Origin of the sequence: Pseudescherichia sp., assembly GCF_031998825.1 — a bacterium.
GTDB lineage: Bacteria > Pseudomonadota > Gammaproteobacteria > Enterobacterales > Enterobacteriaceae > Pseudescherichia.
The window spans coordinates 1-23,465 of sequence record NZ_DAMACX010000003.1; the positions used below are offsets into that span (position 1 = coordinate 1).

Genomic DNA, 23,465 nt, shown 5'->3' on the forward strand with positions numbered 1-23,465 from the left:
GAGTTGGCGGCCATTCCGCTGGTACCGAAGCCGGGCGATCGCGATGAGCCGGACATGATGCCGGCGGCAACGCAGGCGCTGCCGGCCCAGCCGCCGGAGGGCGCAGCGGAAGAGGTGCGTGCGGGCGATGCCGCCGCGCCGTCGCTGGATACCTCCCGACAGGCGCTTGAAAGCGGCGCGGCAGAGGCGGAACAGTATCCGGTAGAGACGCCGAAAGCGAAGCCGGTTGAGAAGCCGCAGCCTAAACTGCAGCCGCAGCGGGACCGCGCCAGCGAGCAGCTGGCGGCCGCTAACGACGCGCCGGTCACACCGCCTAAACCAGCGGCGACGGAAGAGAAGCCTGCGCCAACCGGTAAGGCCTGGGTGGTTCAGCTCGGGGCGCTGAAAAATGCTGATAAAGTTACTGAGATCGTCGGCAAGCTGCGCGGAGCAGGGTATCGTGTTTACACTATTCCAAATACGCCGGTACAGGGTAAAATAACCCGCATTCTGGTCGGCCCGGACGCCTCCAGAGATAAGCTAAAAGGTTCGCTCGGTGAGTTAAAACAGCTGTCGGGGTTAAGCGGCGTGGTGATGAACTACAGCGCAAACTGATCCTCTGGCAGGTTAAATAAAGAGCGACCGGCAGGCCCGAAGAGGCAAAAGGTCTGATGGCGTTGAATATTTTTTCAGCGCCATTTTTATTTCCGCGCGGCACGGAAATCGCTACGCAAACGTTTTCTTTTTCTGTTAGAATGCGCCCCGAACTGGACGACAGGGCGTAAAATCATGGGACACATATGGTCTGGATTGATTACGCCATCATCGCGGTAATAGGTTTTTCCTGTCTGGTTAGCCTGATCCGCGGCTTTGTACGTGAAGCGTTATCGCTGGTGACTTGGGGTTGTGCTTTCTTTGTTGCCAGTCACTACTACACTTACCTGTCTGTTTGGTTCACGGGCTTTGAAGACGCACTGGTGCGGAACGGAATTGCTATCGCAGTCCTGTTTATCGCAACGCTGATTGTCGGCGCGATTGTTAACTATATTTTCGGCGCGCTGGTCGATAAAACCGGCCTGTCGGGAACCGACAGGGTGTTGGGGATTTGCTTCGGTGCGCTACGTGGAGCATTGATCGTCGCCGCAATCCTGTTCTTTCTCGATACCTTTACCGGGTTCTCGAAAAGCGATGACTGGCAGCGTTCGCAGCTGATCCCGCAGTTCAGTGTTATCATCAGGTGGTTCTTTGACTATCTGCAAAGCTCGTCTAGTTTTTTGCCCAGGGCGTAAGCCCTGCGATGTGGCCTAGCGAGGAAAGAGACGTATGTGCGGTATTGTCGGTATCGCCGGTGTTATGCCGGTAAACCAGTCGATTTATGACGCGTTAACGGTGCTCCAGCACCGTGGTCAGGATGCCGCAGGCATCATCACTATCGATGAAAACAACTGCTTCCGTTTACGTAAAGCGAACGGGATGGTTAGCGATGTATTTGAAGCCCGCCACATGCAGCGCCTCCAGGGGAACATGGGTATCGGCCATGTGCGCTACCCAACGGCCGGTAGCTCCAGCGCCTCGGAAGCCCAGCCCTTCTACGTCAACTCGCCGTATGGCATCACGCTTGCCCACAACGGCAACCTGACCAACGCCCATGAGCTGCGTAAGAAGCTGTTCCAGGAGAAGCGTCGCCACATCAACACCACCTCCGACTCTGAAATCCTGCTCAATATTTTCGCCAGCGAGCTGGATAACTTCCGCCACTACCCGTTAGAGGCGGATAACATTTTTGCCGCTATTGCCGCGACCAACCGCCAGATCCGCGGCGCGTACGCCTGCATCGCGATGATTATCGGCCACGGCATGGTCGGCTTCCGCGATCCCAACGGCATCCGTCCGCTGGTGCTGGGCAAGCGTGACATCGGCGACGGCCGCACCGAGTATATGATGGCCTCCGAGAGCGTGGCGCTGGATACGCTGGGCTTTGAATTCCTGCGTGACGTCGCCCCGGGCGAAGCGGTCTATATCACCGAAAAAGGCCAGCTCTCTACCCGCCAGTGTGCCGACAACCCGGTCAGCAACCCGTGCCTGTTTGAGTACGTCTACTTCGCCCGTCCGGACTCCTTTATCGACAAGATCTCCGTCTACAGCGCCCGCGTTAATATGGGTAAAAAGCTGGGCGCGAAGATTGCCCGCGAGTGGGAAGATCTCGACATTGACGTGGTGATCCCGATCCCGGAGACCTCCTGCGATATCGCGCTGGAGATTGCCCACATTCTGGATAAACCCTACCGCCAGGGCTTCGTGAAGAACCGCTATGTTGGCCGCACCTTTATCATGCCGGGCCAGCAGCTGCGCCGTAAATCCGTGCGCCGCAAGCTCAACGCCAACCGCGCCGAGTTCCGCGACAAGAACGTGCTGCTGGTGGATGACTCCATCGTGCGCGGTACCACCTCGGAGCAGATTATCGAGATGGCACGCGAAGCCGGGGCGAAGAAGGTCTACCTCGCTTCTGCGGCACCAGAGATCCGCTTCCCGAACGTCTACGGCATCGATATGCCGACCGCTAACGAGCTGATCGCCCACGGCCGTGAAGTGGACGAGATCCGCCAGATCATTGGCGCTGACGGCCTGATCTTCCAGGACCTCAACGATCTTATCGACGCCGTGCGTGCCGAGAACCCGGATATACAGCAGTTTGAGTGCTCGGTGTTCAACGGGATCTACGTGACCAAAGACGTTAACCAGCAGTATCTCGACTACCTCGACTCCCTGCGCAATGACGACGTAAAAGCCGTACAGATGCAGAACGATCTCGAAAGCTTAGAGATGCATAACGAGGGTTAATGTTCGTGGAGTGCCGGATGGCGACGCTGCCTCCGGCACGCCTGTTTTACATTAGGCTTCATCCAACCAGATCCGCATTTCGCCCTCACCACGGTTCGCCCAGCTGAACCAGGGGATAAAGGTTAACGTCTGCCGTACGGCTTTCGTTTTCGACGGCTCGGTGCTGTAGAGCGGACGATCCCCTTCCGGTATCGGTACGCGTAATCCCGATGCCTCCAGCAACACTTTTCCTGCCAGCACGCCTGCGCCTGCAACTTCACGAAATTCGCTGTCACGCGGCAGAGAGAGATTGTGCAGCTCCGCTCCGTTATCTGCTTCCTCCAGGCAATAGACCAGCGGACCGCGCTGAATAGCAACTTTACCCGCCGTATGGCGAACGCGAGGATTGGCATAGACGCGCCGGATAGTCATCGGCAAATGCAGCGTCACGGTATCGCCTTGCTGCCAAGAACGGCAAATATGCAAATAGCCTTTGATCTGTTCCCCTGACGCGGCCTCACCGTTTACCAGAACGCGCGGATTTTCGCACCATTCCGGCAGGCGCAGGGCCAGCGTATGCGTTATGGGATCTGGATGGATAATAGAAAGGGTAACTTTTTCACTCCATGGATAGTTACCGTCTATTTTCAGTGACAAAGGTTTACCATCAACCTGAAACTGCGCTTCGCTGCCGGCGTAAAAATTAATAAACAGCGCATCCGGACGGGGCATAAACAGATAATGACCTATGGCAACCAGCGTACGGGCAATATTGGGCGGGCAGCAGGCGCAGCCGAACCAGCGCTGGCGTATCGGTTTGACGTGATCGTAGATATGGTTATGGGGAATACTTTTTGGGTAAGTCTCCAACAGATTGACGTAGAAAAAGTGCTGACCATCCAGCGCCATACCACCGAGCACTGTATTGTAGAATGCACGCTCCATCACGTCAGCATAGTGAGCGTCGTCTTCCATCTCCAGCATGCGCCGGGCGAACATCATCAGGCCGATCGAGGCACAGCTTTCACTGTAGGCGGTATCATTTGGCAGATCGTAATCGCTGGTAAAGGCTTCGCCGTTGGCCTGCGAACCAATGCCGCCGGTAATGTACATTCGCTGCTGAACCATATTGTTCCAGATCCGCAGACAGGTCTGCCGCTTCTCCTCACTCTGAGTCAGGCGGGCAAGATGCGCCAGACCGGTAAGCAGGTATACCGACCGAACGGCATGCCCCACCGCTCGATCCTGCTCCGCCAGGGGTTTGTGTGCATGCGTGTAGGTTTTATCTTTCACCATCCAGGCTTCGCCTGCGTTATCCCAGTGCCAGGTGCCGCCGCGCTTCTCAAATTCGATATCGTAATAGTGGGGGCTGGCACCTCGCTCCTCGAGGAAAAAGCGGGCCAGCGTTTGATAGCGACTCTCCCGGGTGACTTCGTACAGGCGCAACAGCGCCAGCTCAATTTCCGGGTGGCCGGGATAGCCGCGTAGCTGGCCCTCACCGGGACCAAAAACGGTATCAATGTGGTCGGCAAACCGGCAGGCTATGGCCAGCAGACGGCGTTTTCCAGTGGCACGATAAAAAGCGACAGCCGCTTCGAACAGGTGTCCGGCGCAGTAAAGCTCATGGCATTCTGCAACGTTGGTCCAGCGCAGGCCCGGCTCTTTTACCGTAAACCAGGTATTGAGATAGCCATCATCACACTGGGCCTGCGCCAGCAGTTCGATAACCTCGTCTGCCGTCTGCTCCAGGCTGGCGTCCGGTTTCTGGCTTAATGACCAGGCGACGGCTTCCAGCCATTTTGTGATGTCGCTGTCCTGAAACACCATGCCGTAGAATTCGCCTTTCTCAAGGCCTGCGGCGATGCGGTAGTTCGCCAGCGCATGGCTGGGTTCCGCTTCAGGAATGGAGTCGTTGAGTGCTTGCCATTGATAAGGGATAACCACATCGCGAATGAGTCGCTGATATTCGCCAAGGAAGGGATCGGTAAGCGTTATTTGCCTTAAATCGGCTTCAAATAGATCGGGCTGCATTATGTTTACCTCAGGACAGGTGTGAATGTTTATGGTGAAGCTCGGTTGAAATGCGCTGCATCATTGGGCCATTCAGGCGGCATTTAAGCAGGCAGAGAGCGAGCGCCAGATGAAACAGGGCCGGGATCAGGCTTTGCAGCGCGCTGATGGCCTGAATAGAGGCGGCGGTCTGGTTTTCCAGCCCCGGACGATAGGCAACCAGAATCAGCATCAGGCTGATGATGCCGCCAGAAGAGGCCCAGGAGAGCTTGACGAAGAAGAGGTTAAAGGCAAAGTTCATCCCAGAGGAGCGTACACCGTTTTTCCATTCGCCATAGTCATCGGCAAACGCCATGAGAGAGAAATGCAGAGGGAGGGCAAACCCGAGAATAATGCTGTTTATTAAGATACAGCCCAGCCACAACGTTTGATACTGTGGTCCGGTAGGCAGAAACCACATAACTATGCCAAACAGCACCAGGGTTAAGTTGGTGGCGGAGTAGAGCTTCACCATGTCAACATGGCGGGAGAGTGGGTTAACGATTATCGCGCCCGCAATAGCGCCTAAGGTGACAATGGCGAAAAACAGCGACATAAACCCGGCGCTGCCCTGCAGTGCGTAGGAGATGAAATAGACGTAGCCCCCACCACGAATGCAGAGTACGTTGACCAGCAGAAAAGACATTAACAGCATCATTAGCATCTGATCGTTTTTACGCAGTCCGCTCAGGTGTTGCCGCAGGGTAACATCTCCTGCCAGCGACAGCGGGACACGCTCTTTTACCCAAAAAAAGCAGAGTAAAAACATGATCACGCCAAGGGTGCAAAGTACGGTGGCACCATACTGATAGCCCTTTGCCATATCTCCCTGGCCTAAAAACGCCACCATCCACGGCAGACCGACAGAGACCAGAAAGCCCGCGATCCCACTGAGTACGAAACGCCAGGACTGGCAGGACATCACCTGATCGTGGCGGTTTGTTATGGCGTTAATCAGCGCACAGTAGGGTACATTGTTCGCGGTATAGCTGACCGAGAGCAGAAGATAGGTAGCATATGCCCAGAGGATTTTCATCCCAGGAGTGATATCCGGCACGGTGAAGGTTAAAACCCCGACGATCCCCAACGGAATGGCACTCCACAACTGCCATGGGCGAAACCGGCCCCAGCGGCTATGGGTGCGGTCAGCAATGACCCCCATGACCGGGTCTGATACAGCGTCGAAGATCCTGAGGATGAGAAACATAGTGCCCGCAATAGCGGGGCTGAGGCCGAATACATCGGTGTAAAAAAAGAGTAAAAACCCACTGATTAAATCTGAAATGCAATGCCCGCCTGCATCGCCTAAACCGTAACCTATCTTTTAGCGGGTAGAAAGGATTTCGTCTGCTGCGTCCTGTATCTGGCTTTCCGGATAATCGGTAATGGCCATAGCGTACTCCTTTTACTTAACAACCCCTGTTTAATAAAAGTCATTACGGCGTATCTCTGACTGTCTTAACGGAAATTTCCATTATTTTTACTTGATGTTACGTGCGCGGGGCGGCCGTTTAATGTGAGTTCGATCTTATGTTTACTCTTTTATGTTGATTCAGACTTGATGCGTTATCTGGGCACACGATTGTTCGCATCCCCGTAGTTGCACCAGCCCGCATAATCCGGCAAAGTCCTCTCACATAAGTAAAAGGACGGGAATATGAAACGACTGATTATTGGCATCTCAGGTGCCAGCGGGGCCATTTACGGCGTGCGTCTGCTGCAGGTGCTACGCAACGTGGCTGAGGTGGAAACCCATCTGGTGATGAGCAACGCTGCCCGCCAGACGCTTGCGCTGGAGACCGACCTCTCCCTGCGTGATGTGCAGGCCCTGGCCGACGTGGTCCACGACTCGCGTGATATCGCCGCCAACATCTCCTCTGGCTCGTTCAAAACCGCCGGTATGGTGATCCTTCCCTGTTCCATTAAAACGCTCTCCGGCATCGTTCACAGCTACACCGACAGCCTGCTGACCCGGGCGGCAGACGTGGTATTGAAAGAGCGCCGCCCGCTGGTGCTCTGCGTGCGCGAGACGCCGCTGCATCTTGGCCACCTGCGGCTGATGACCCAGGCGGCAGAGCTGGGTGCGGCAATTATGCCTCCGGTCCCGGCCTTTTATCACCGCCCGCAGACCCTCGATGACATCATCAACCAGACGGTTAACCGCGTGATCGATCAGTTCGACATTGACCTGCCGGAAGATCTCTTTACCCGCTGGCAGGGACCCGCTGCGTCAAAATAGTGCACCTCACCTGGATTGCCCTGTTTCAGGGCAAATCTGCAAGCGCGATCATATCCTCGACATTTAACCGCTGTTTTCAGTTTGTAACGCTGCGGTTCATTTAGCAGACCTGCTATCTTTCACCCTAACGGTAATGCTGCAACCTTTTATTAACATTTCTTACGGCGATTATTATAGGTCATGAGAAAGTGGCATAAGACGTGCAAGCATCAGCGGGTAACACAACACAACGTTATATAACAACAACACGCAATAGATAATAAAATCAGAAACTCGAGGGTAATGTATGAAGAAGACGGCTGTAGCTCTCTCTTTACTGCTGGGACTCTCCAGCGCCGCCAGCGTTTACGCTGCGCTTCCCCAGACCGTGCGCATTGGTACGGATGCGACCTATGCGCCATTCTCGTCTAAAGACGCGAAGGGTGAGTTTGTCGGCTTTGATATCGACCTCGGTAACGAGATGTGCAAACGTATTCAGGTTAAGTGCACCTGGGTGGGCAGCGATTTTGACGCGCTGATCCCCTCTCTGAAAGCCAAGAAAATTGATGCCATCATCTCTTCTCTCTCCATTACCGAAAAGCGCCAGCAGGAGATCGCCTTCTCTGACAAGCTCTACGCGGCGGATTCACGCCTGATCGCGGCTAAAGGCTCGCCGATCCAGCCGACCATTGAGTCGCTGAAGGGCAAGCACGTTGGCGTGCTGCAAGGTTCAACCCAGGAGGCCTTTGGCAACGCCAACTGGCGCAGCAAAGGCATTGATGTTGTTGCCTATCAGAACCAGGATCTGATCTACTCCGATCTCGCTGCCGGTCGTCTGGACGCGGCCCTGCAGGATGAAGTTGCCGCCAGCGAAGGCTTCCTCAAACAGCCTGCCGGGAAAGAGTTCGCTTTCGCCGGTCCGTCGGTAAAAGATAAAAACTTCTTCGGTGACGGTACCGGGGTTGGCCTGCGCAAAGACGATACCGAACTGAAGGCTGCGTTCGACAAAGCCTTAGGTGAGATCCGCAAGGACGGTACCTACGACAAGATGGCGAAAAAATACTTCGACTTTAACGTCTACGGCGATTAACAAGCAGGCGCGGTGCACCACGATGGTGAGCCAGCGTGGTGCATTGATACGGTTGATGCCTTACGGCGGTGCGGTGAACGTGCTTTCGTCAGGCAACGGGACATAAATCAGCATAGTTAAGCAGTGGCGCTGCAAAAAAAATCGTCCGGCAGGGCAGAATATTTTGCCTTGCCGGGCCGAATAATGGCACGATAGCCGTACCGTATTCTGTTCAAAATCCCGTTAAAAGACCGTCAGTTGAGGATGTTTATGAATAAGTTGGTATTATCGCTTTCTCTGGTGCTTGCTCTCTCCAGCGCGTCCAGCGCCTTCGCTGCCATTCCGCAAAAACTGCGCATTGGCACCGATCCCACCTACGCCCCGTTCGAATCGAAGAATGCGCAGGGTGAATTAATCGGTTTTGATATCGATCTGGCAAAAGAGCTGTGTAAACGCATTAATACGCAGTGTACCTTCGTTGAGAACCCGCTGGATGCGCTGATCCCGTCGCTGAAAGCGAAGAAAATCGATGCCATCATGTCGTCGCTCTCGATCACCGAGAAGCGTCAGCAGGAGATCGCGTTTACTGACAAGCTTTATGCGGCAGATTCACGTCTGGTAGTGGCGAAAGTGTCTAACATTCAGCCGGACCTGTCGACCCTGAAAGGCAAGCGCGTTGGCGTTCTGCAGGGCACCACCCAGGAGACCTACGGCAACGAGCACTGGGCGGCGAAAGGGGTGGAGATCGTCTCCTACCAGGGCCAGGACTCCATCTATGCTGACCTGACTGCGGGCCGCATCGACGCCGCGTTCCAGGATGAAGTGGCCGCCAGCGAAGGTTTCCTGAAAACCTCTGCGGGCAAAGAGTACAAATTTGGTGGCCCGTCCATCAAAGATGAGAAGCTGTTTGGCGTCGGTACCGGCATGGGCATCCGCAAAGAGGACAACGAGCTGCGCGAAGCGCTGAACAAAGCCTTTGCCGATATGCGTGCCGACGGTACCTACGAAAAGCTGGCGAAAAAGTATTTCGATTTTGATGTTTACGGTGGCTAATCCCCACCTGTGACAAACGTGCGACCCCTCCCACGACGGGAGGGGAAAAGACACGGCAGACACTACACACCACGGGGCAGGCTGCATGCTGTACGGGTTTTCTCAAGTTATATTCCAGGGCGCTGTCGTCACGCTGGAGCTGGCACTCAGCTCGGTTGTGCTGGCCGTGCTGATAGGCCTCGCCGGGGCGGGAGCCAAGCTCTCGCACAACCGCGTGCTGGTCACGCTTTTTGAAGGCTACACCACGCTTATCCGTGGCGTGCCCGATCTGGTGCTGATGCTGCTCATCTTCTACGGGCTGCAAATCGCGCTCAACAGCCTCACCGACGCTGTTGGCATGGCGCAGATTGATATCGATCCGATGATCGCCGGTATCATCACCCTCGGCTTTATCTACGGGGCCTACTTTACTGAAACCTTTCGCGGGGCGTTTATGGCCGTGCCGAAAGGGCACATCGAGGCGGCGACCGCCTTTGGCTTTACCGGCGGCCAGACCTTTCGCCGCATTCTCTTCCCGGCCATGATGCGCTACGCCCTGCCGGGCATTGGTAACAACTGGCAGGTGATCCTCAAGGCTACCGCGCTGGTGTCGCTGCTGGGCCTCGAGGACGTGGTGAAAGCCACCCAGCTCGCCGGGAAAAGCACCTGGGAGCCGTTCTACTTTGCCGTGGTCTGCGGGCTTATCTACTTAGTATTTACAACGGTCTCTAATGGTGTGCTGCTTCTGCTCGAACGCCGCTACTCCGTGGGCGTGAAGAGGGCTGACCTGTGATCGAGATTATTCAGGAGTACTGGCGCTCCCTGCTGTGGACCGACGGCTACCGCTTTACCGGCGTGGCGATCACCCTCTGGCTGCTGATCGCGTCGGTGGTAATGGGCGGCATCCTCGCGCTGTTTCTCGCCATCGGCCGCGTCTCCAGCAATAAATTTATCCGCTTTCCAATCTGGCTGTTTACCTACGTTTTTCGTGGTACGCCGCTCTATGTCCAGCTGCTGGTCTTCTACTCCGGGATGTACACGCTGGAGATTGTGAAGGGCACGGAGCTGCTGAACGCCTTTTTCCGCAGCGGCCTGAACTGTACGGTGCTGGCGTTAACCCTTAATACCTGCGCCTACACCACCGAGATTTTTGCCGGGGCGATCCGTTCCGTGCCGCACGGTGAGATCGAGGCGGCGCGGGCCTATGGCTTTTCATCGGTGAAGATGTACCGCTGCATTATTCTGCCGTCGGCGCTGCGCATTGCGCTGCCTGCCTACAGCAATGAGGTGATCCTGATGCTGCACTCCACGGCGCTGGCCTTTACCGCCACCGTCCCGGATCTGCTGAAAATTGCCCGTGATATTAACTCGGCCACCTACCAGCCCTTTACCGCGTTTGGTATCGCCGCCGTGCTGTACCTGATTATCTCCTATGTTCTGATCAGCCTGTTCCGCAAAGCGGAAAAACGCTGGCTGAAGCATGTGAAACCTTCTTCGACGCACTGAGAATACGATGTCCGAGAATAAATTAAACGTTACAGATCTGCACAAGCGCTACGGCGAACACGAGGTGCTGAAAGGGGTATCGCTGCAGGCTAACGCGGGCGATGTGATCACCATTATCGGCTCGTCCGGATCCGGCAAAAGTACCTTCCTGCGCTGCATTAACTTTCTCGAGAAGCCAAGCGAAGGCACGATTATGGTTAGCGGGCAGAATATCACCCTGGTGCGAGATAAAGACGGCCAGCTGAAGGTGGCTGACAAACATCAGCTGCGCCTGCTGCGCACCCGCCTGACCATGGTATTCCAGCACTTTAACCTCTGGAGCCACATGACGGTGCTGGAGAACGTGATGGAAGCGCCGATTCAGGTGCTGGGGCTAAGCAAACAGGAGGCGCGTGAGCGAGCGGTGAAGTATCTGGCGAAGGTGGGTATCGACGAACGCGCCCAGGCCAAATACCCGGTGCACCTCTCCGGCGGCCAGCAGCAGCGCGTCTCTATTGCCCGTGCGCTGGCGATGGAGCCTGAGGTCCTGCTGTTTGACGAGCCGACCTCGGCGCTGGATCCTGAGCTGGTGGGTGAGGTGCTGCGCATCATGCAGCAGCTGGCGGAGGAGGGGAAAACCATGGTGGTGGTGACCCATGAGATGGGCTTTGCCCGCCACGTCTCTTCCCACGTCATCTTCCTGCATCAGGGGAAAATTGAGGAGGAGGGCAAGCCGGAGGCGCTGTTCGACCATCCGCAAAGCCCGCGCCTGCAGCAGTTCCTCAAAGGTTCGCTGAAGTAACCTGCCGGCCCTCTCCTTAACCGGGGAGGGCTGAACTAAACTCCCGGGCGGTCAGACGGTAGACCCAGTCATCGTGAAACACGCCGTTCAGACGATAGACCTTCTGCAGGATCTCCACCCGGCTAAACCCCAGCTTCTCCAGCACGCGCTGTGAACCGGTATTGCCCGCCAGCACCCATGCGTTCAGCGCCGTAATGCCTGCTACGTCAAACGCGTAGTGACAAATCGCACGCAACGCTTCGCTGGCGTAGCCCTGCCCCTGGGCGTAGGTGGCAATGCTGTAACCGATATCCGCCTCCTCGAGATTTTCCGCTGACCTGCTCAGGCCAATATCCCCGACCGGGGTCGCTATTCCCTGCTGGCGAATGACAAATGCTCCTGTATCGATTAAGCGTGCGTCAAATACCCGACGAATATCCTCCTGCGAGGCAATATCCGCCATAAAACGCATGATCGCCGGATCGCGGCGCAGGCGCAGAAAAAAGGGCCAGTCGGACTCCTGAAATGGAGTGAGGGTCAGGCGTGAAGTCGTCAGCGTAGGCATTGGAATCATCATTCTGGTGAATCAGTCATTTACATTAGCACTAGAAAACTAAAATAGTGCTATTTATTTTAACGATTCAGCGCACGACATCCGCGAGGGCCTCATCCAGATCGTACCAGCGAAAACCAAACCCGGAGGCCTCCAGGCGTTTAGGCAGGGCGCGCTGGCCGCCGAGCACCAGCACCGAGGATTCACCCATCAGCAGCCGCACGGCGCTGGCCGGGGCGCGAATAAAAGCAGGGCGGTGCAGGGCATGGCCGAGGGCGTGGGCAAAGCGCTCGTTATGCACCGGATAGGGGGAGACCATATTAAAGGGTCCGCGCAGATCGTTATCCAGCAGCCAGATAATGCCGTTGACCATATCATCGATATGGATCCAGGCCAGGTACTGCCGTCCGCTGCCGATTGGGCCGCCGAGGCCGAGGCGAAATATCGGCAACATTTTTGCCAGCGCGCCGCCTTTTGGGGCGAAGACCACCCCGGTACGCAGCAGGCAGACGCGGGTGCGGTCGCTCAGCGCACCGCTGGCGATCTGCTCCCAGCGGGCGCAGAGCTTGTGGGTAAACTCGTTGTGCGGCGGCTCCTCTTCGGTCACCACCACCTCGCCGAGATCGCCGTAGTAGCCCGTCGCCGACCCGGAGATCAGCACCGAGGGGGGCGTGGCACTGGCCTTGATCAGATCCACCAGCTTCTGGGTGATCTGCCAGCGGCTGTTGCACAGGTTCGCTTTTTGCGCCTCGCTCCAGCGCTTGTCGGCGATAGGCTCCCCCGCCAGATTAATGACCGCATCGATGTCGTTAAGATCGTGGCGATCGTTAAGCCCTTTGCTGAGGGTGACGCGATCGCCCAGCGTCCGTCGCGCCCGCTCGGGATTGCGGGTGATCGCCGTCACCGAATGCCCCAGCTCCAGCAGGCGGGGGACAAGATGGCTGCCAATCAGGCCGGTACCGCCGGTAATCAAAATCCTCATGCAACCTCCAGGGCTGCGCTTATCGTCGCCAGCTCATGCTCATTGACACCGAGTCGGCATACCGTAGCGCGTAAAGTTTATCGATCTCTACTTCAGCATATGTGACCCAGTGATGTTCGCGTGCGATATCGAGCACATCCTGGGTTAATTTTTCCAGCAAGAAGAAGCGATTGTTTTCAATATGCTGAATGATATTTTTGGTGATCGTCCGGTAGTTCAGCGCATCGTTGATATCTTCGCTGGCCCGCGCTTTGTCCGCGGGATAGTGGATCGCCACGTTGACCACGATGTCCTGGCGATTGGCAATCTCTTCGTCTTTGATGCCGATAAAGGTTCTCAGGCGCAAATTTTTAATTCGTATGATGGCGTCTGGCTGCGACATGGTAAATTCCCTCTGTGTAGTGAATAGCGCTATCATACACGAGGTTATATGGCCCGCCTACGCGGGCGCAGCGGCTAAACCTGAGCAATTTTTTGCATTGCGCGCAGGGTGGCTGGCCGGGTGCGAATACGTTCGAACCAGTTGTTCACCGCCGGGTAGCTGCTGAGGTTGATCCGCTGACGTTCGTGCGCGTTGATCCACGGCCAGGCGGCGATATCGGCAATGCTGTAGTGCTCACCCCCCAGCCAGGGCACGCGCTCCAGCCGCTTGTTCATTACGCTGTAGAGACGCTGCGTTTCAACCTGAAAACGCTCGATGGCATAGGGCACCGGCTTGGGGGCAAAGTAGTTGAAGTGGTGATTTTGGCCCAGCATCGGACCCAGGCCGCCCACCTGCCAGAAGAGCCACTGTAGCGTCAGATGCCGCTCACGCAGCTCGCCGCTAAGGAGCTTGCCGCTCTTCTCCGCCAGATAAAGCAGGATCTCCCCCGACTCAAACAGGCTAAGCGGCGCGCCGCCGTCAGCAGGGGCATGATCAACGATGGCCGGAATTTTATTATTCGGAGAGATCTCCAGAAAGTCGGGGCGAAACTGATCGCCTTTGCTGATATCGACGCGGATCAGGCGGTAATCCAGCTCCGCCTCCTCCAGAAACAGCGTGATCTTGTGACCGTTAGGGGTAGGGGCGTAATAGAGATCGATCATCTCAACTCCTGTCTGGGAATAAAGTCGCAAACAGGAGTATAGGCGCTGGCGGACGAGGCGGGATTTTCAGGCAGTGACAGCTCGCACAGGACGCTATATTTTAGATGAAATTCGACAATTCAATGAGGATACCATGGGCGAGCCAGCAATAACGTTGTGGTCTGATGCAGACTTTTTCTCTCCTTACGTCATGTCGGTGTACGTCACCCTGCACGAAAAGGGTCTGCCGTTCACGCTGAAGACCGTCGACCTTAACAGCGGGGAGCATCTGCACCCGGAGTGGAAAGGCTATCGCCTGAGCCGCCGCGTGCCGCTGCTGGAGATTGACGGCTTTGAGATGACGGAATCCTCAGCGATTAGCGAATACCTTGAAGAGCGCTTTGCGCCGCCGGAGTGGGAGCGCGTCTATCCCCACGATATCCAGAAGCGCGCCCGGGCGCGGCAGATCCAGGCCTGGCTGCGCAGCGATTTGCTGCCCATCCGCGAGGAGCGCGCAACGGACGTGGTTTTCGCCGGGGCGAAGAAGGGGCCGCTCAGCGAGGCGGGCCAGCAGAGCGCTGAAAAACTGTTTACCATCGCCAGCGCGCTGTTAACCCATGGCAAACCTAACCTATTTGGCGAATGGTGCATTGCCGACGCCGATCTGGCGCTGATGCTCAACCGGCTGGTGCTAAACGGCGACGAGGTTCCGGAGCGCCTGGCAGACTACGCCACCTTCCAGTGGCAGCGCTCCTCCGTCCAGCGCTATATCGCACTTTCTGCGGTGCGCTGAAGCTGTTTAGCGCAGGCAAATCCGTTATCATGAAGCGAGTTTTTCAACGATAAGGGTGTAAGCGATGAAGCTGATGTTTGCCTCCGATATCCACGGCTCGCTGCCAGCGACGGAGCGTGTGCTGGCGCTGTTTGCCGAGAGCGGCGCGCAGTGGCTGGTGATCCTTGGCGACCTGCTCAATCACGGGCCGCGTAATGCGCTGCCGGAGGGGTATGCGCCTGCGCAGGTGGCCGAGCGGCTGAACACTCAGGCGTCGCGAATCATCGCCGTGCGCGGCAACTGTGACAGCGAGGTGGATCAAATGCTGCTCACGTTTCCCATCACCGCCCCCTGGCAGCAGGTATTATTGGATAATTCCCGGCTGTTTTTGACTCACGGCCATCTCTATAATGCAGAAAATTTACCACCGCTTGCCGCTGGCGATGTACTGATCTCCGGTCATACTCATATTCCGGTGGCGGAAAAGCGCGGCGAGATTATTCACTTCAACCCCGGCTCGGTGAGCATACCGAAGGGGGGCTTCGCCGCCAGCTACGGTATGTTTGAGGACGGTATTTTTCGCGTAATCGCACTGAACGATCAACGGATTATTGCAGAGGTCGCCATTAATCCGTAAGTTAGCTCTCAACCAGAAACGCGCCACCAGAGCGCTATGCAGAGAAGGTTTTTCCGATGGTGGAACAGAGTCATTTTACAGGCACGGAGTGGGTGGATATCGTCAATGAGGACAACGAGGTGATCGCGCAGGCCAGCCGCGAACAGATGCGCGCGCAGTGTTTGCGCCATCGCGCCACCTACATTGTCGTGCATGACGGCATGGGAAAAATTCTGGTGCAGCGTCGCACCGAAACAAAAGACTACCTGCCTGGCCTGCTGGACGCGACGGCGGGCGGCGTAGTGCAGGCGGACGAGGGGATGCTGGAATCCGCACGGCGTGAAGCGGAAGAGGAGCTGGGCATTGCTGGCGTGCCGTTTGCCGAGCATGGTCAGTTCTACTACGAAGACGACCACTGCCGCGTCTGGGGTGGGCTATTCAGCTGCGTCTCCCACGGGCCCTTTGCCCTGCAGGAGGATGAGGTCAGCGAAGCGATCTGGATGACGCCGGAAGAGATCACTGCCCGCTGCGATGAGTTCACGCCGGATTCGCTCAAGGCGCTGGCGCTGTGGATGAGCCGCAACGCCAACAACGATACGCTTAAGCTGGCTGAAACCGAATAAGCCTGTATAAAAGCATCAAGCCGGCCACGCTATGCCGTGGCCGGCTTTTTTAATGCCTTAACTTACTCCGGCACGTCGCCGCTGCCCTGCTGCGAGGGCCACTTCCAGTTGCGTACCTCAGGCAGATCTTCTCCGTGCTCGCGCACGTAGCGGTGATGCTCGGCGATCTTCTCCTGTAAATCGTCAAGGATCGCATCGGCCTTGCCCGCCAGCCTCTCTACCCGCAGGATCGCCTCCTGCGCCAGATGGAACCGATCCAGCTCGTTCATCACCGTCATGTCAAACGGCGTGGTGGTGGTGCCTTCTTCCATAAACCCGCGCACGTGGAAGTTGCGATGGTTATTGCGGTGGTAGGTCAGGCGATGGATCAGGCTCGGGTAGCCGTGGAAGGCGAAGATCACCGGCTTGTCAGCGGTGAAGATAGCTTCAAACGCCTCGTCACTCAGCCCGTGCGGATGCTGATCCTGGGTCTGTAGTGCCATCAGGTCGACCACGTTTACCACTCGTACGCTGAGATCCGGCAGGTAGCCGCGAAGCAGATCCACTGCCGCCAGCGCCTCCATGGTAGGGACATCCCCGGCGCAGGCCATCACCACGTCCGGCGTTCTGTCCGGCTCTTCGTTGCCTGCCCAGGGCCAGATGCCCATCCCCACTTCACAGTGCTTCGCCGCTTCTTCCATCGTCAGCCACTGCGGCTCCGGCTGCTTGCCCGCAACGATCACATTGATGCGATCCCAGGTTTTCAGGCAGTGATCGGCCACCCACAGCAGGGTGTTAGCATCCGGTGGCAGGTAGATGCGCACGATATCGGCTTTCTTGTTGGCCACGTGATCGATAAAGCCGGGATCCTGATGGCTGTAGCCGTTGTGATCCTGACGCCAGACGTGGGATGAGAGCAGATAGTTCAGCGAGGCGACGGGTTCGCGCCACGGCAGCTTGCGCGTTACCTTCAGCCACTTGGCGTGCTGGTTGAACATTGAGTCAATGATGTGAATAAAGGCCTCGTAGCAGTTAAACAGGCCGTGGCGACCGGTGAGCAGATAGCCCTCCAGCCAGCCCTGACACTGATGCTCGCTGAGGATCTCCATCACGCGCCCATCCGGGGCCAGCTGCTCATCGTAAGGCTCAATCTCTCCCTCCCAGGTGCGGTTAGTGACGTCGAACACGTCCCCCAGCCGGTTGGAGGCGGTCTCATCCGGACCAAAGAGACGGAAGTTATCCGGGTTGCGGGTAAAGATGCCGCGCAGGTAGCGCCCCAGCACCTCTGTAGACTGCGCCTGGGTCTCGCCGGGGGAGGCGATATCAAGAGCAAACTCGCGCAGCTCGGGCGTGACCAGCTCGCGCCGGAGCCGTCCGCCGTTGGCCCAGGGCGTCGCGCCCATCCGCTTATCACCCTCGGGAGCCAGCGCCTTTAGCTCGGGCTTAAGCCGCCCCTGCTCGTCGAAGAGATCTTCCGGCTGGTAGCTGCGCATCCAGCGCTCAAGGATCTGTCGATGCTCGTCGTTTTCCCGGCATGAGGAGACCGGCACCTGATGCGCGCGCCAGAAGCCTTCAACTTTTTTACCGTCGACGGTCTGCGGGCCGGTCCACCCCTTCGGGCTGCGCAGGATAATCATCGGCCAGCGCGGTATCGACTCAGCGGTTTCACCCCGGCGGGCGCGCTGCTGGAAATCACGGATCTTATCCAGGGCGTTATCCAGCGCCTCGGCCATCTGCGGATGCATTTTTTCCGGCTCATGACCGCTGACAAAAACCGGATCGTAGCCGTAGCCGCGAAACAGCTGGGTGAGATCCTCATCGCTGGTGCGCGCCAGCAGGGTTGGGTTAGCGATCTTGTAGCCGTTGAGGTGCAGGATGGGCAGTACGGCCCCGTCTCGGGCGGCGTTAAGAAACTTGATCCCGTGCCAGCTGGCGGCGAGCGGGCCGGTTTCAGCCTCGCCGTCGCCAATCACGCAGGCGGCAATCAGATCGGGCGCATCAAATACGGCCCCAAAGGCGTGGGAGAGGGAGTAGCCCAGCTCGCCCCCTTCGTTGATCGAGCCGGGCGTTTCCGGCGCGGCGTGGCTGGGAATACCCCCCGGAAACGAGAACTGCTTAAACAGCTTCTGCATCCCCGGCGCGTCTTCGCTGATGTCGGGATAGATCTCGCTGTAGCTGCCTTCAAGCCAGGTATTCGCCACCATGCCTGGGCCGCCGTGGCCGGGGCCGCAGACGTAGAGCATATCCAGATCGCGCTGGCGGATCGCACGGTTAAGGTGTGCGTAGATGAAGTTCAGCCCTGGCGTGGTGCCCCAGTGGCCGAGCAGGCGGGGCTTGATATGTTCCGGCTTAAGCGGCTCGCGTAGAAGCGGGTTTTCCATCAGGTAGATCTGGCCGACGGAGAGGTAGTTTGCGGCGCGCCAGTAGCGATCCAGTAACGTGAAGTCGTTGTCGGTAACGTTGCCGGTTGCAGATTGCGTCATGCTTTCTCCCGTTATCAGGTTAAATCGTTCCTGTTAACCCTAATAGAAGAAGCGGAGGAGGGCGAATTTGCACCAAAAAAAAGGGCCACGGCAGCGCCATGACCCTTAAGCAGAGTGGTATAAACTTACTGCTGCTGAGAGGACTGAATCGCCGTCAGGGCGATGGTGTAGACGATATCGTCAACCAGCGCGCCACGGGACAGGTCGTTCACAGGCTTACGCATACCCTGCAGCATCGGCCCGATGGAGATCAGGTCGGCAGAGCGCTGTACCGCTTTGTAAGTGGTGTTACCGGTGTTCAGATCCGGGAAGATGAACACGGTAGCGCGACCAGCAACCGGTGAGTTCGGCGCTTTGGATTTCGCGACGTCAGCCATTACCGCGGCGTCATACTGCAGCGGGCCGTCGATCATCAGGTCAGGACGTTTCTCCTGCGCCAGACGGGTCGCTTCACGCACTTTCTCTACGTCGCTACCCGCGCCGGAGTTACCGGTGGAGTAGGAGAGCATGGCTACGCGCGGCTCGATACCGAAGGCAATCGCAGAGTCAGCGGACTGAATCGCGATCTCTGCCAGCTGTTCAGCGGTCGGATCCGGGTTGATTGCGCAGTCGCCGTAAACGTAAACCTGCTCCGGCAGCAGCATGAAGAATACGGAGGAGACCAGCGAACTGCCCGGTGCCGTTTTGATCAGCTGCAGCGGCGGACGGATGGTGTTGGCAGTGGTGTGAACCGCACCGGAAACCAGACCGTCAACTTCGTCCTGCTCCAGCATCAGGGTGCCGAGAACCACGTTGTCTTCCAGCTGTTCACGGGCAACGGCTTCGGTCATGCCTTTGCTCTTACGCAGCTCAACCAGGCGGGCAACGTAGCTTTCACGCACCACTTCCGGATCAACGATTTCGATGCCAGCGCCCAGCTCAACGCCCTGGGATGCGGCAACGCGGGTGATCTCATCCGGATTACCCAGCAGCACACAGGTCGCGATGCCGCGCTCGGCGCAGATGGCCGCCGCTTTAACGGTGCGCGGTTCGTCGCCTTCCGGCAGCACAACGCGTTTGCCAGCCTGACGCGCCAGCTCGGTGAGCTGGTAGCGGAACGCAGGCGGGGAGAGACGGCGGCTACGCTCGGAGGTCGCGGTCAGGGATTCGATCCAGTCAGCGTTAACGTAGCCTGCTACGTACTCCTGCACTTTCTCAATACGCGCATGGTCGTCAGCCGGCACTTCCAGGTTGAAGCTCTGCAGGCTCAGCGAGGTCTGCCAGGTGTTGGTGTTCACCATAAATACCGGCAGGCCGGTCGCAAAGGCGCGTTCGCACAGCTTGGCAACGCGGGCGTCCATCTCATAGGCACCGGTCAGCAGGATCGCACCGATCTCAACGCCGTTCATTGCGGCCAGGCAGGCGGCAACCAGCACGTCCGGACGGTCAGCGGAGGTCACCAGCAGAGAGCCTGCACGGAAGTGCTCCAGCATGTGCGGAATGCTGCGGGCACAGAAGGTCACGGACTTCACGCGGCGGGTGTTGATGTCGCCTTCGTTCACGATGGTGGCATTCAGGTGTTTCGCCATATCGATTGCACGGGTGGCAATCAGATCGAAGCTCCACGGGATTGCGCCCAGCACCGGCAGGGAGCTGGATTCGCTCAGCTGCGCCGGATCGATGCTGATCACTTTCGCTTTAGAGGAGTCATCGAAGATCTCAGAGAGATCCGGACGGGTACGGCCCTGCTCATCAACCGGGGCGTTCAGCTTGTTAACGATCACGCCGGTGATGTTGGTGTTCTTGACGCCGCCGAAGCTGTTGCGGGTCAGCTCGATACGCTCTTTCAGCTGCTCCTGGGTATCGGTACCCTGCGACATGACAAAGACGATCTCAGCATTCAGCGTTTTGGCGATTTCGAAGTTCAGCGACTGGGCAAACTGGTGTTTGCGGGTCGGGACCAGGCCTTCAACCAGCACCACTTCCGCGTCTTTGGCGCTCTCGTGGTAGCGGGCGATGATCTCTTCCATCAGCACGTCTTTCTGGTTGCTGGAGAGCAGAGACTCAACGTGGCTCATCTTCAGCGGCTCAGCGGCAGGCAGATTGGAGTTCGCACGCACGATAGTGGTGGTCTGGTCTGGCGCATCGCCACCGGCACGCGGCTGGGCGATAGGTTTAAAGACGCTCAGACGAACGCCTTTGCGTTCCATAGCACGGATCACGCCAAGGCTGACGCTGGTCAGGCCGACGCTGGTTCCGGTAGGGATCAGCATAATAATACGGGACACGGTATATCCTCTTTTTCGTTACCGCCAGCAAACTGGCGCGATACAAAACAGCACCGCCAGCGTTGGCTGGCGGTGTGGAATCAGGCAGTCAGACGGCTGGCGTCTTGGGCAATCACCAGTTCTTCGTTGGTCGGGATGACCATCGCGAGGGTGGTACCCTCTTTGTTGATGTAGCCGGATTTGCCGAAGCGGGCAGCCAGGTTACGCTCGTGGTCAACCTCGAAGCCCAGAACGCCCAGTTTGCCCAGAGAGAGTTCGCGAACCATCGCCGCGTTCTCACCGATACCACCGGTGAAGACAACCGCGTCCAGACGACCTTCCATCAGCGCGGTGTAGGAGCCGATGTACTTCGCCAGGCGGTGGCAGTAAACGTCCATTGCACGTTTAGCGTCTTCTTTGCTCGCGTAGTTGTCTTCAACGTAGCGGCAGTCGCTGGTGACTTCGGTCAGGCCCAGCAGGCCGGACTCTTTGGTCAGCATCTTGTTGATCTCTTCCACGCTCATACCCAGGGTATCGTGCAGGTGGAAGATGATCGCCGGGTCGATATCACCGGAACGGGTACCCATCACCAGGCCTTCCAGCGGGGTCAGACCCATAGAGGTATCAACGCATTTACCGTTACGGATTGCAGAAACGGAGCCGCCGTTGCCCAGGTGGCAAGTGATGATATTCACTTCTTCTACCGGCTTGTTCAGCATTTTTGCTGCTTCCTGCGTCACGTAGAAGTGGCTGGTGCCGTGTGCGCCGTAGCGGCGAACGCCGTGCTCTTTGTACAGTTTGTACGGCAGGGCGTAAAGGTAGGACTCTTCCGGCATGGTCTGGTGGAACGCGGTATCAAACACGGCCACGTTCTTCTCTTTCAGCTGCGGGAAGGATTTCAGCGCTTCAGCGATACCGATCAGGTGAGCCGGGTTATGCAGCGGTGCAAAAGAGGCGGAGTCTTTGATGCCCTGGATAACGGAGTCGTCGATAACCACGGAGCGGGTGTATTTTTCGCCGCCGTGCACGATGCGGTGACCAATTGCGGTCAGCTGTGCAGACAGTTCTGGTTTTTGTGCCAGAATAGTGTTAACGATAAAGTTCAGTGCTTCACTGTGAGCGGCACCTGCACCTAAAGCAGCTTCTTGTTTACCACCGTCCATTTTCCATTTGATACGCGCTTCAGGAAGATGGAAGCATTCGGCTAAACCAGAGAGGTACTCTTCACCGTTCACTGCATCAATGATTGCAAATTTCAGTGAGGAGCTACCGCAGTTCAGAACCAGTACTAACTTACTCGACATGGAAGTACCTATTTTTGATACGTGGCTAAAAAAACGTCAGTGAGTCTTTCAGCGTAGCGCATGTTGACGCTGACATTTATGATTAACATCATGCCAGAACGATTTTTTGGCACGATGAAAGAGAATACTGTTGAGTTTATGCCATTTTGACCCCATGTGAGGAAGTGGCATACTGGGCGTTACGTTGACGACATGACGTTCTGCGTCTAAGGCCCACTCAGGCGGGCACAGAATACCCGATACTGGGTAGCGATGACAAAATATTTTGAACGTTGTCATGAGCAGTTGTTGTTTTGCACAAATTTTTTAATTTTTATATGTGAAGTTGAGGTAACGCCATGAACACTCCTGAGAATCGCCCTGTGAGCTTTTTCAGTTTGTTTCGCCTGGGTCAGCACTATTCGAAGACCTGGCCTATGGAAAAAAGCCTCGCTCCCGTCTTTATCGATAACCGTGTCATTCGCGCTACCCGCTACGCGATCCGCATTATGCCCCCCGTCGCCGTCTTTACCCTCTGCTGGCAGATAGCCCTTGGCGGCCAGCTGGGTCCTGCGGTGGCGACCGCGCTCTTTGCCCTGAGCCTGCCGCTACAGGGGCTGTGGTGGCTGGGCAAGCGCTCCGTTACGCCGCTGCCGCCGGGTATTTTGCAGTGGTTCTATGAGGTACGCGGTAAATTACAGGATGCGGGCCAGACGATGGCCCCGGTCACCGGCAAGCCGGATTATCAGGCCTTAGCTGACACGCTTAAGCGCGCATTTGGTCAGCTCGACAAAACTTTCCTTGATGATTTGTAATTCACCCCTGATTGCGAATATAAAAGAAGGCACATAGTTTATGTGCCTCTTTTTTTTCCGACGTGATACGGAGTGTAAGATGGAAATGACCAATGCCCAACGGCTGATCTTATCAAATCAGTACAAAATGATGACGATGCTCGATCCCACCAACGCCGAGCGCTACCGCCGCCTGCAAACCATCGTCGAGCGCGGCTTTGGCCTGCAGATGCGCGAGCTGGACCGCGAGTTTGGCGAGCTGCCGGAGGAGACCTGCCGCACCGTTATCGACATTATGGAGATGTATCATGCCCTGCACGTCTCCTGGGCCAACCTGAAAGATGCCCAGTCCATCGACGAGCGCCGGGTCACCTTTTTAGGCTTTGATGCTGCCACCGAGGCGCGCTACCTGAGCTACGTACGCTTTATGGTCAACACCGAAGGGCGCTACACCCATTTCGACGCGGGAACGCACGGCTTCAATGCCCAGACGCCAATGTGGGAAAAATATCAGCGCATGCTGGGAGCCTGGCACGCCTGTCCGCGCCAGTACCACCTGAGCGCAAATGAAATCAACCAGATCGTTAACGCCTGATAGCCGCAGGCAAATAAGCAAAAATGGGTAACAACCGCTCA

Annotated in this window: 22 protein-coding genes and 1 pseudogene; 14 read left to right on the plus strand and 9 right to left on the minus strand. The window is 57.0% G+C overall.

The window, feature by feature from the left end; all coding sequences use genetic code 11:
• From dedD to purF, 3 genes are all read left to right on the plus strand, one after another.
• A partial coding sequence (gene dedD, locus RTP97_RS01965) for a cell division protein DedD (RefSeq protein ID WP_312410411.1) occupies window positions 1–594 on the plus strand: 594 nt, incomplete at its 5' end.
• 185 nt (window positions 595–779) lie between these two features.
• Window positions 780–1,268 carry a colicin V production protein gene (gene cvpA, locus RTP97_RS01970; RefSeq protein WP_103818980.1) on the plus strand — a complete coding sequence of 163 codons (489 nt, stop codon included), beginning with the start codon at window positions 780–782 and terminating at the stop codon, window positions 1,266–1,268.
• A gap of 34 nt (window positions 1,269–1,302) precedes the next feature.
• Entirely contained in the window at window positions 1,303–2,820 is a 1,518-nt protein-coding gene (gene purF, locus RTP97_RS01975; RefSeq protein WP_042389531.1) for an amidophosphoribosyltransferase, read from the plus strand.
• A gap of 51 nt (window positions 2,821–2,871) precedes the next feature.
• On the opposite strand, the gene RTP97_RS01980 is transcribed toward purF, so the two are convergent.
• Together RTP97_RS01980 and RTP97_RS01985 are read right to left on the minus strand one after the other, a co-directional pair.
• Entirely contained in the window at window positions 2,872–4,830 is a 1,959-nt protein-coding gene (locus RTP97_RS01980) for a glycoside hydrolase family 127 protein (protein ID WP_312410413.1), read from the minus strand.
• Between the two features lie 10 nt (window positions 4,831–4,840).
• Window positions 4,841–6,241, minus strand: a pseudogene (locus tag RTP97_RS01985) (MFS transporter).
• A gap of 264 nt (window positions 6,242–6,505) precedes the next feature.
• Between RTP97_RS01985 and RTP97_RS01990 the strand changes: the two are divergent.
• From RTP97_RS01990 to hisP, 6 genes are all read left to right on the plus strand, one after another.
• Window positions 6,506–7,087, plus strand: a complete 582-nt coding sequence (locus RTP97_RS01990; RefSeq protein WP_312410415.1) for a UbiX family flavin prenyltransferase — start codon at window positions 6,506–6,508, stop codon at window positions 7,085–7,087.
• Between the two features lie 286 nt (window positions 7,088–7,373).
• Window positions 7,374–8,156, plus strand: a complete 783-nt coding sequence (argT, locus tag RTP97_RS01995) for a lysine/arginine/ornithine ABC transporter substrate-binding protein ArgT (RefSeq protein ID WP_144816928.1) — start codon at window positions 7,374–7,376, stop codon at window positions 8,154–8,156.
• A 249-nt stretch (window positions 8,157–8,405) separates the two neighbouring features.
• Window positions 8,406–9,188, plus strand: a complete 783-nt coding sequence (gene hisJ / locus RTP97_RS02000; RefSeq protein WP_312410416.1) for a histidine ABC transporter substrate-binding protein HisJ — start codon at window positions 8,406–8,408, stop codon at window positions 9,186–9,188.
• Between the two features lie 85 nt (window positions 9,189–9,273).
• Window positions 9,274–9,960 (plus strand): histidine ABC transporter permease HisQ, encoded by a 687-nt coding sequence (locus RTP97_RS02005; protein WP_312410417.1) that lies wholly within the window; start codon window positions 9,274–9,276, stop codon window positions 9,958–9,960.
• Window positions 9,957–10,673, plus strand: coding sequence for a histidine ABC transporter permease HisM (hisM, locus tag RTP97_RS02010; RefSeq protein WP_312212298.1), 717 nt, complete (start codon window positions 9,957–9,959; stop codon window positions 10,671–10,673). The genes RTP97_RS02005 and hisM overlap by 4 nt, the downstream gene beginning before the upstream one ends.
• A 7-nt stretch (window positions 10,674–10,680) precedes the next feature.
• Window positions 10,681–11,454, plus strand: a complete 774-nt coding sequence (gene hisP, locus RTP97_RS02015) for a histidine ABC transporter ATP-binding protein HisP (protein WP_312410418.1) — start codon at window positions 10,681–10,683, stop codon at window positions 11,452–11,454.
• Window positions 11,455–11,470: 16 nt separating this feature from the next.
• Here hisP and RTP97_RS02020 read toward each other — a convergent pair whose 3' ends face one another.
• From RTP97_RS02020 to yfcG, 4 genes are all read right to left on the minus strand, one after another.
• A complete protein-coding gene (locus RTP97_RS02020; RefSeq protein WP_312410647.1) occupies window positions 11,471–11,998 on the minus strand; it encodes a GNAT family protein in 528 nt (175 codons plus the stop codon).
• Between the two features lie 76 nt (window positions 11,999–12,074).
• Window positions 12,075–12,968 (minus strand): TIGR01777 family oxidoreductase, encoded by an 894-nt coding sequence (locus RTP97_RS02025; protein ID WP_312410419.1) that lies wholly within the window; start codon window positions 12,966–12,968, stop codon window positions 12,075–12,077.
• A 19-nt stretch (window positions 12,969–12,987) separates the two neighbouring features.
• Window positions 12,988–13,350, minus strand: coding sequence for a dihydroneopterin triphosphate 2'-epimerase (gene folX / locus RTP97_RS02030; protein ID WP_312410420.1), 363 nt, complete (start codon window positions 13,348–13,350; stop codon window positions 12,988–12,990).
• 74 nt (window positions 13,351–13,424) lie between these two features.
• On the minus strand, window positions 13,425–14,054 hold the full coding sequence (gene yfcG, locus RTP97_RS02035; RefSeq protein WP_312410422.1) for a GSH-dependent disulfide bond oxidoreductase: 630 nt from the start codon (window positions 14,052–14,054) through the stop codon (window positions 13,425–13,427).
• A gap of 133 nt (window positions 14,055–14,187) precedes the next feature.
• Between yfcG and yfcF the strand changes: the two genes are divergently transcribed.
• From yfcF to yfcD, 3 genes are all read left to right on the plus strand, one after another.
• Window positions 14,188–14,826 (plus strand): glutathione transferase, encoded by a 639-nt coding sequence (gene yfcF / locus RTP97_RS02040; protein WP_312410423.1) that lies wholly within the window; start codon window positions 14,188–14,190, stop codon window positions 14,824–14,826.
• A gap of 64 nt (window positions 14,827–14,890) precedes the next feature.
• On the plus strand, window positions 14,891–15,442 hold the full coding sequence (gene yfcE / locus RTP97_RS02045) for a phosphodiesterase (RefSeq protein ID WP_312212291.1): 552 nt from the start codon (window positions 14,891–14,893) through the stop codon (window positions 15,440–15,442).
• A gap of 56 nt (window positions 15,443–15,498) precedes the next feature.
• A complete protein-coding gene (gene yfcD, locus RTP97_RS02050) occupies window positions 15,499–16,044 on the plus strand; it encodes an NUDIX hydrolase YfcD (RefSeq protein ID WP_103818993.1) in 546 nt (181 codons plus the stop codon).
• A gap of 62 nt (window positions 16,045–16,106) precedes the next feature.
• On the opposite strand, the gene RTP97_RS02055 is transcribed toward yfcD, so the two are convergent.
• The 3 genes from RTP97_RS02055 to ackA form a co-directional block, all read right to left on the minus strand.
• Window positions 16,107–18,506, minus strand: coding sequence for a phosphoketolase family protein (locus RTP97_RS02055; RefSeq protein ID WP_312410424.1), 2,400 nt, complete (start codon window positions 18,504–18,506; stop codon window positions 16,107–16,109).
• A gap of 125 nt (window positions 18,507–18,631) precedes the next feature.
• Window positions 18,632–20,773, minus strand: a complete 2,142-nt coding sequence (gene pta / locus RTP97_RS02060; RefSeq protein ID WP_312229358.1) for a phosphate acetyltransferase — start codon at window positions 20,771–20,773, stop codon at window positions 18,632–18,634.
• 80 nt (window positions 20,774–20,853) lie between these two features.
• On the minus strand, window positions 20,854–22,056 hold the full coding sequence (ackA, locus tag RTP97_RS02065; protein WP_312410425.1) for an acetate kinase: 1,203 nt from the start codon (window positions 22,054–22,056) through the stop codon (window positions 20,854–20,856).
• A gap of 338 nt (window positions 22,057–22,394) precedes the next feature.
• Here ackA and yfbV point away from each other — a divergent pair, with 338 nt between their 5' ends.
• A complete protein-coding gene (gene yfbV / locus RTP97_RS02070; RefSeq protein ID WP_312212286.1) occupies window positions 22,395–22,850 on the plus strand; it encodes a terminus macrodomain insulation protein YfbV in 456 nt (151 codons plus the stop codon).
• Window positions 22,851–22,929: 79 nt separating this feature from the next.
• Complete coding sequence (locus tag RTP97_RS02075) at window positions 22,930–23,424, plus strand: YfbU family protein (RefSeq protein WP_312410428.1); 495 nt, start codon at window positions 22,930–22,932, stop codon at window positions 23,422–23,424.
• Window positions 23,425–23,465 lie beyond the last annotated feature (41 nt).

Coding starts and splice junctions, on each gene's coding strand:
- hisP (WP_312410418.1), top strand. CDS start 10,681: ATGTCCGAGAATAAATTAAACGTTACAGATCTGCACAAGCGCTACGGC.
- yfcF (WP_312410423.1), top strand. CDS start 14,188: ATGGGCGAGCCAGCAATAACGTTGTGGTCTGATGCAGACTTTTTCTCT.
- yfcD (WP_103818993.1), top strand. CDS start 15,499: ATGGTGGAACAGAGTCATTTTACAGGCACGGAGTGGGTGGATATCGTC.
- RTP97_RS01980 (WP_312410413.1), bottom strand. CDS start 4,830: ATGCAGCCCGATCTATTTGAAGCCGATTTAAGGCAAATAACGCTTACC.
- yfcG (WP_312410422.1), bottom strand. CDS start 14,054: ATGATCGATCTCTATTACGCCCCTACCCCTAACGGTCACAAGATCACG.
- RTP97_RS02005 (WP_312410417.1), top strand. CDS start 9,274: ATGCTGTACGGGTTTTCTCAAGTTATATTCCAGGGCGCTGTCGTCACG.
- purF (WP_042389531.1), top strand. CDS start 1,303: ATGTGCGGTATTGTCGGTATCGCCGGTGTTATGCCGGTAAACCAGTCG.
- hisJ (WP_312410416.1), top strand. CDS start 8,406: ATGAATAAGTTGGTATTATCGCTTTCTCTGGTGCTTGCTCTCTCCAGC.
- cvpA (WP_103818980.1), top strand. CDS start 780: ATGGTCTGGATTGATTACGCCATCATCGCGGTAATAGGTTTTTCCTGT.
- folX (WP_312410420.1), bottom strand. CDS start 13,350: ATGTCGCAGCCAGACGCCATCATACGAATTAAAAATTTGCGCCTGAGA.
- RTP97_RS02055 (WP_312410424.1), bottom strand. CDS start 18,506: ATGACGCAATCTGCAACCGGCAACGTTACCGACAACGACTTCACGTTA.
- argT (WP_144816928.1), top strand. CDS start 7,374: ATGAAGAAGACGGCTGTAGCTCTCTCTTTACTGCTGGGACTCTCCAGC.
- yfcE (WP_312212291.1), top strand. CDS start 14,891: ATGAAGCTGATGTTTGCCTCCGATATCCACGGCTCGCTGCCAGCGACG.
- RTP97_RS02020 (WP_312410647.1), bottom strand. CDS start 11,998: ATGCCTACGCTGACGACTTCACGCCTGACCCTCACTCCATTTCAGGAG.
- RTP97_RS02075 (WP_312410428.1), top strand. CDS start 22,930: ATGGAAATGACCAATGCCCAACGGCTGATCTTATCAAATCAGTACAAA.
- RTP97_RS02025 (WP_312410419.1), bottom strand. CDS start 12,968: ATGAGGATTTTGATTACCGGCGGTACCGGCCTGATTGGCAGCCATCTT.
- ackA (WP_312410425.1), bottom strand. CDS start 22,056: ATGTCGAGTAAGTTAGTACTGGTTCTGAACTGCGGTAGCTCCTCACTG.
- RTP97_RS01990 (WP_312410415.1), top strand. CDS start 6,506: ATGAAACGACTGATTATTGGCATCTCAGGTGCCAGCGGGGCCATTTAC.
- yfbV (WP_312212286.1), top strand. CDS start 22,395: ATGAACACTCCTGAGAATCGCCCTGTGAGCTTTTTCAGTTTGTTTCGC.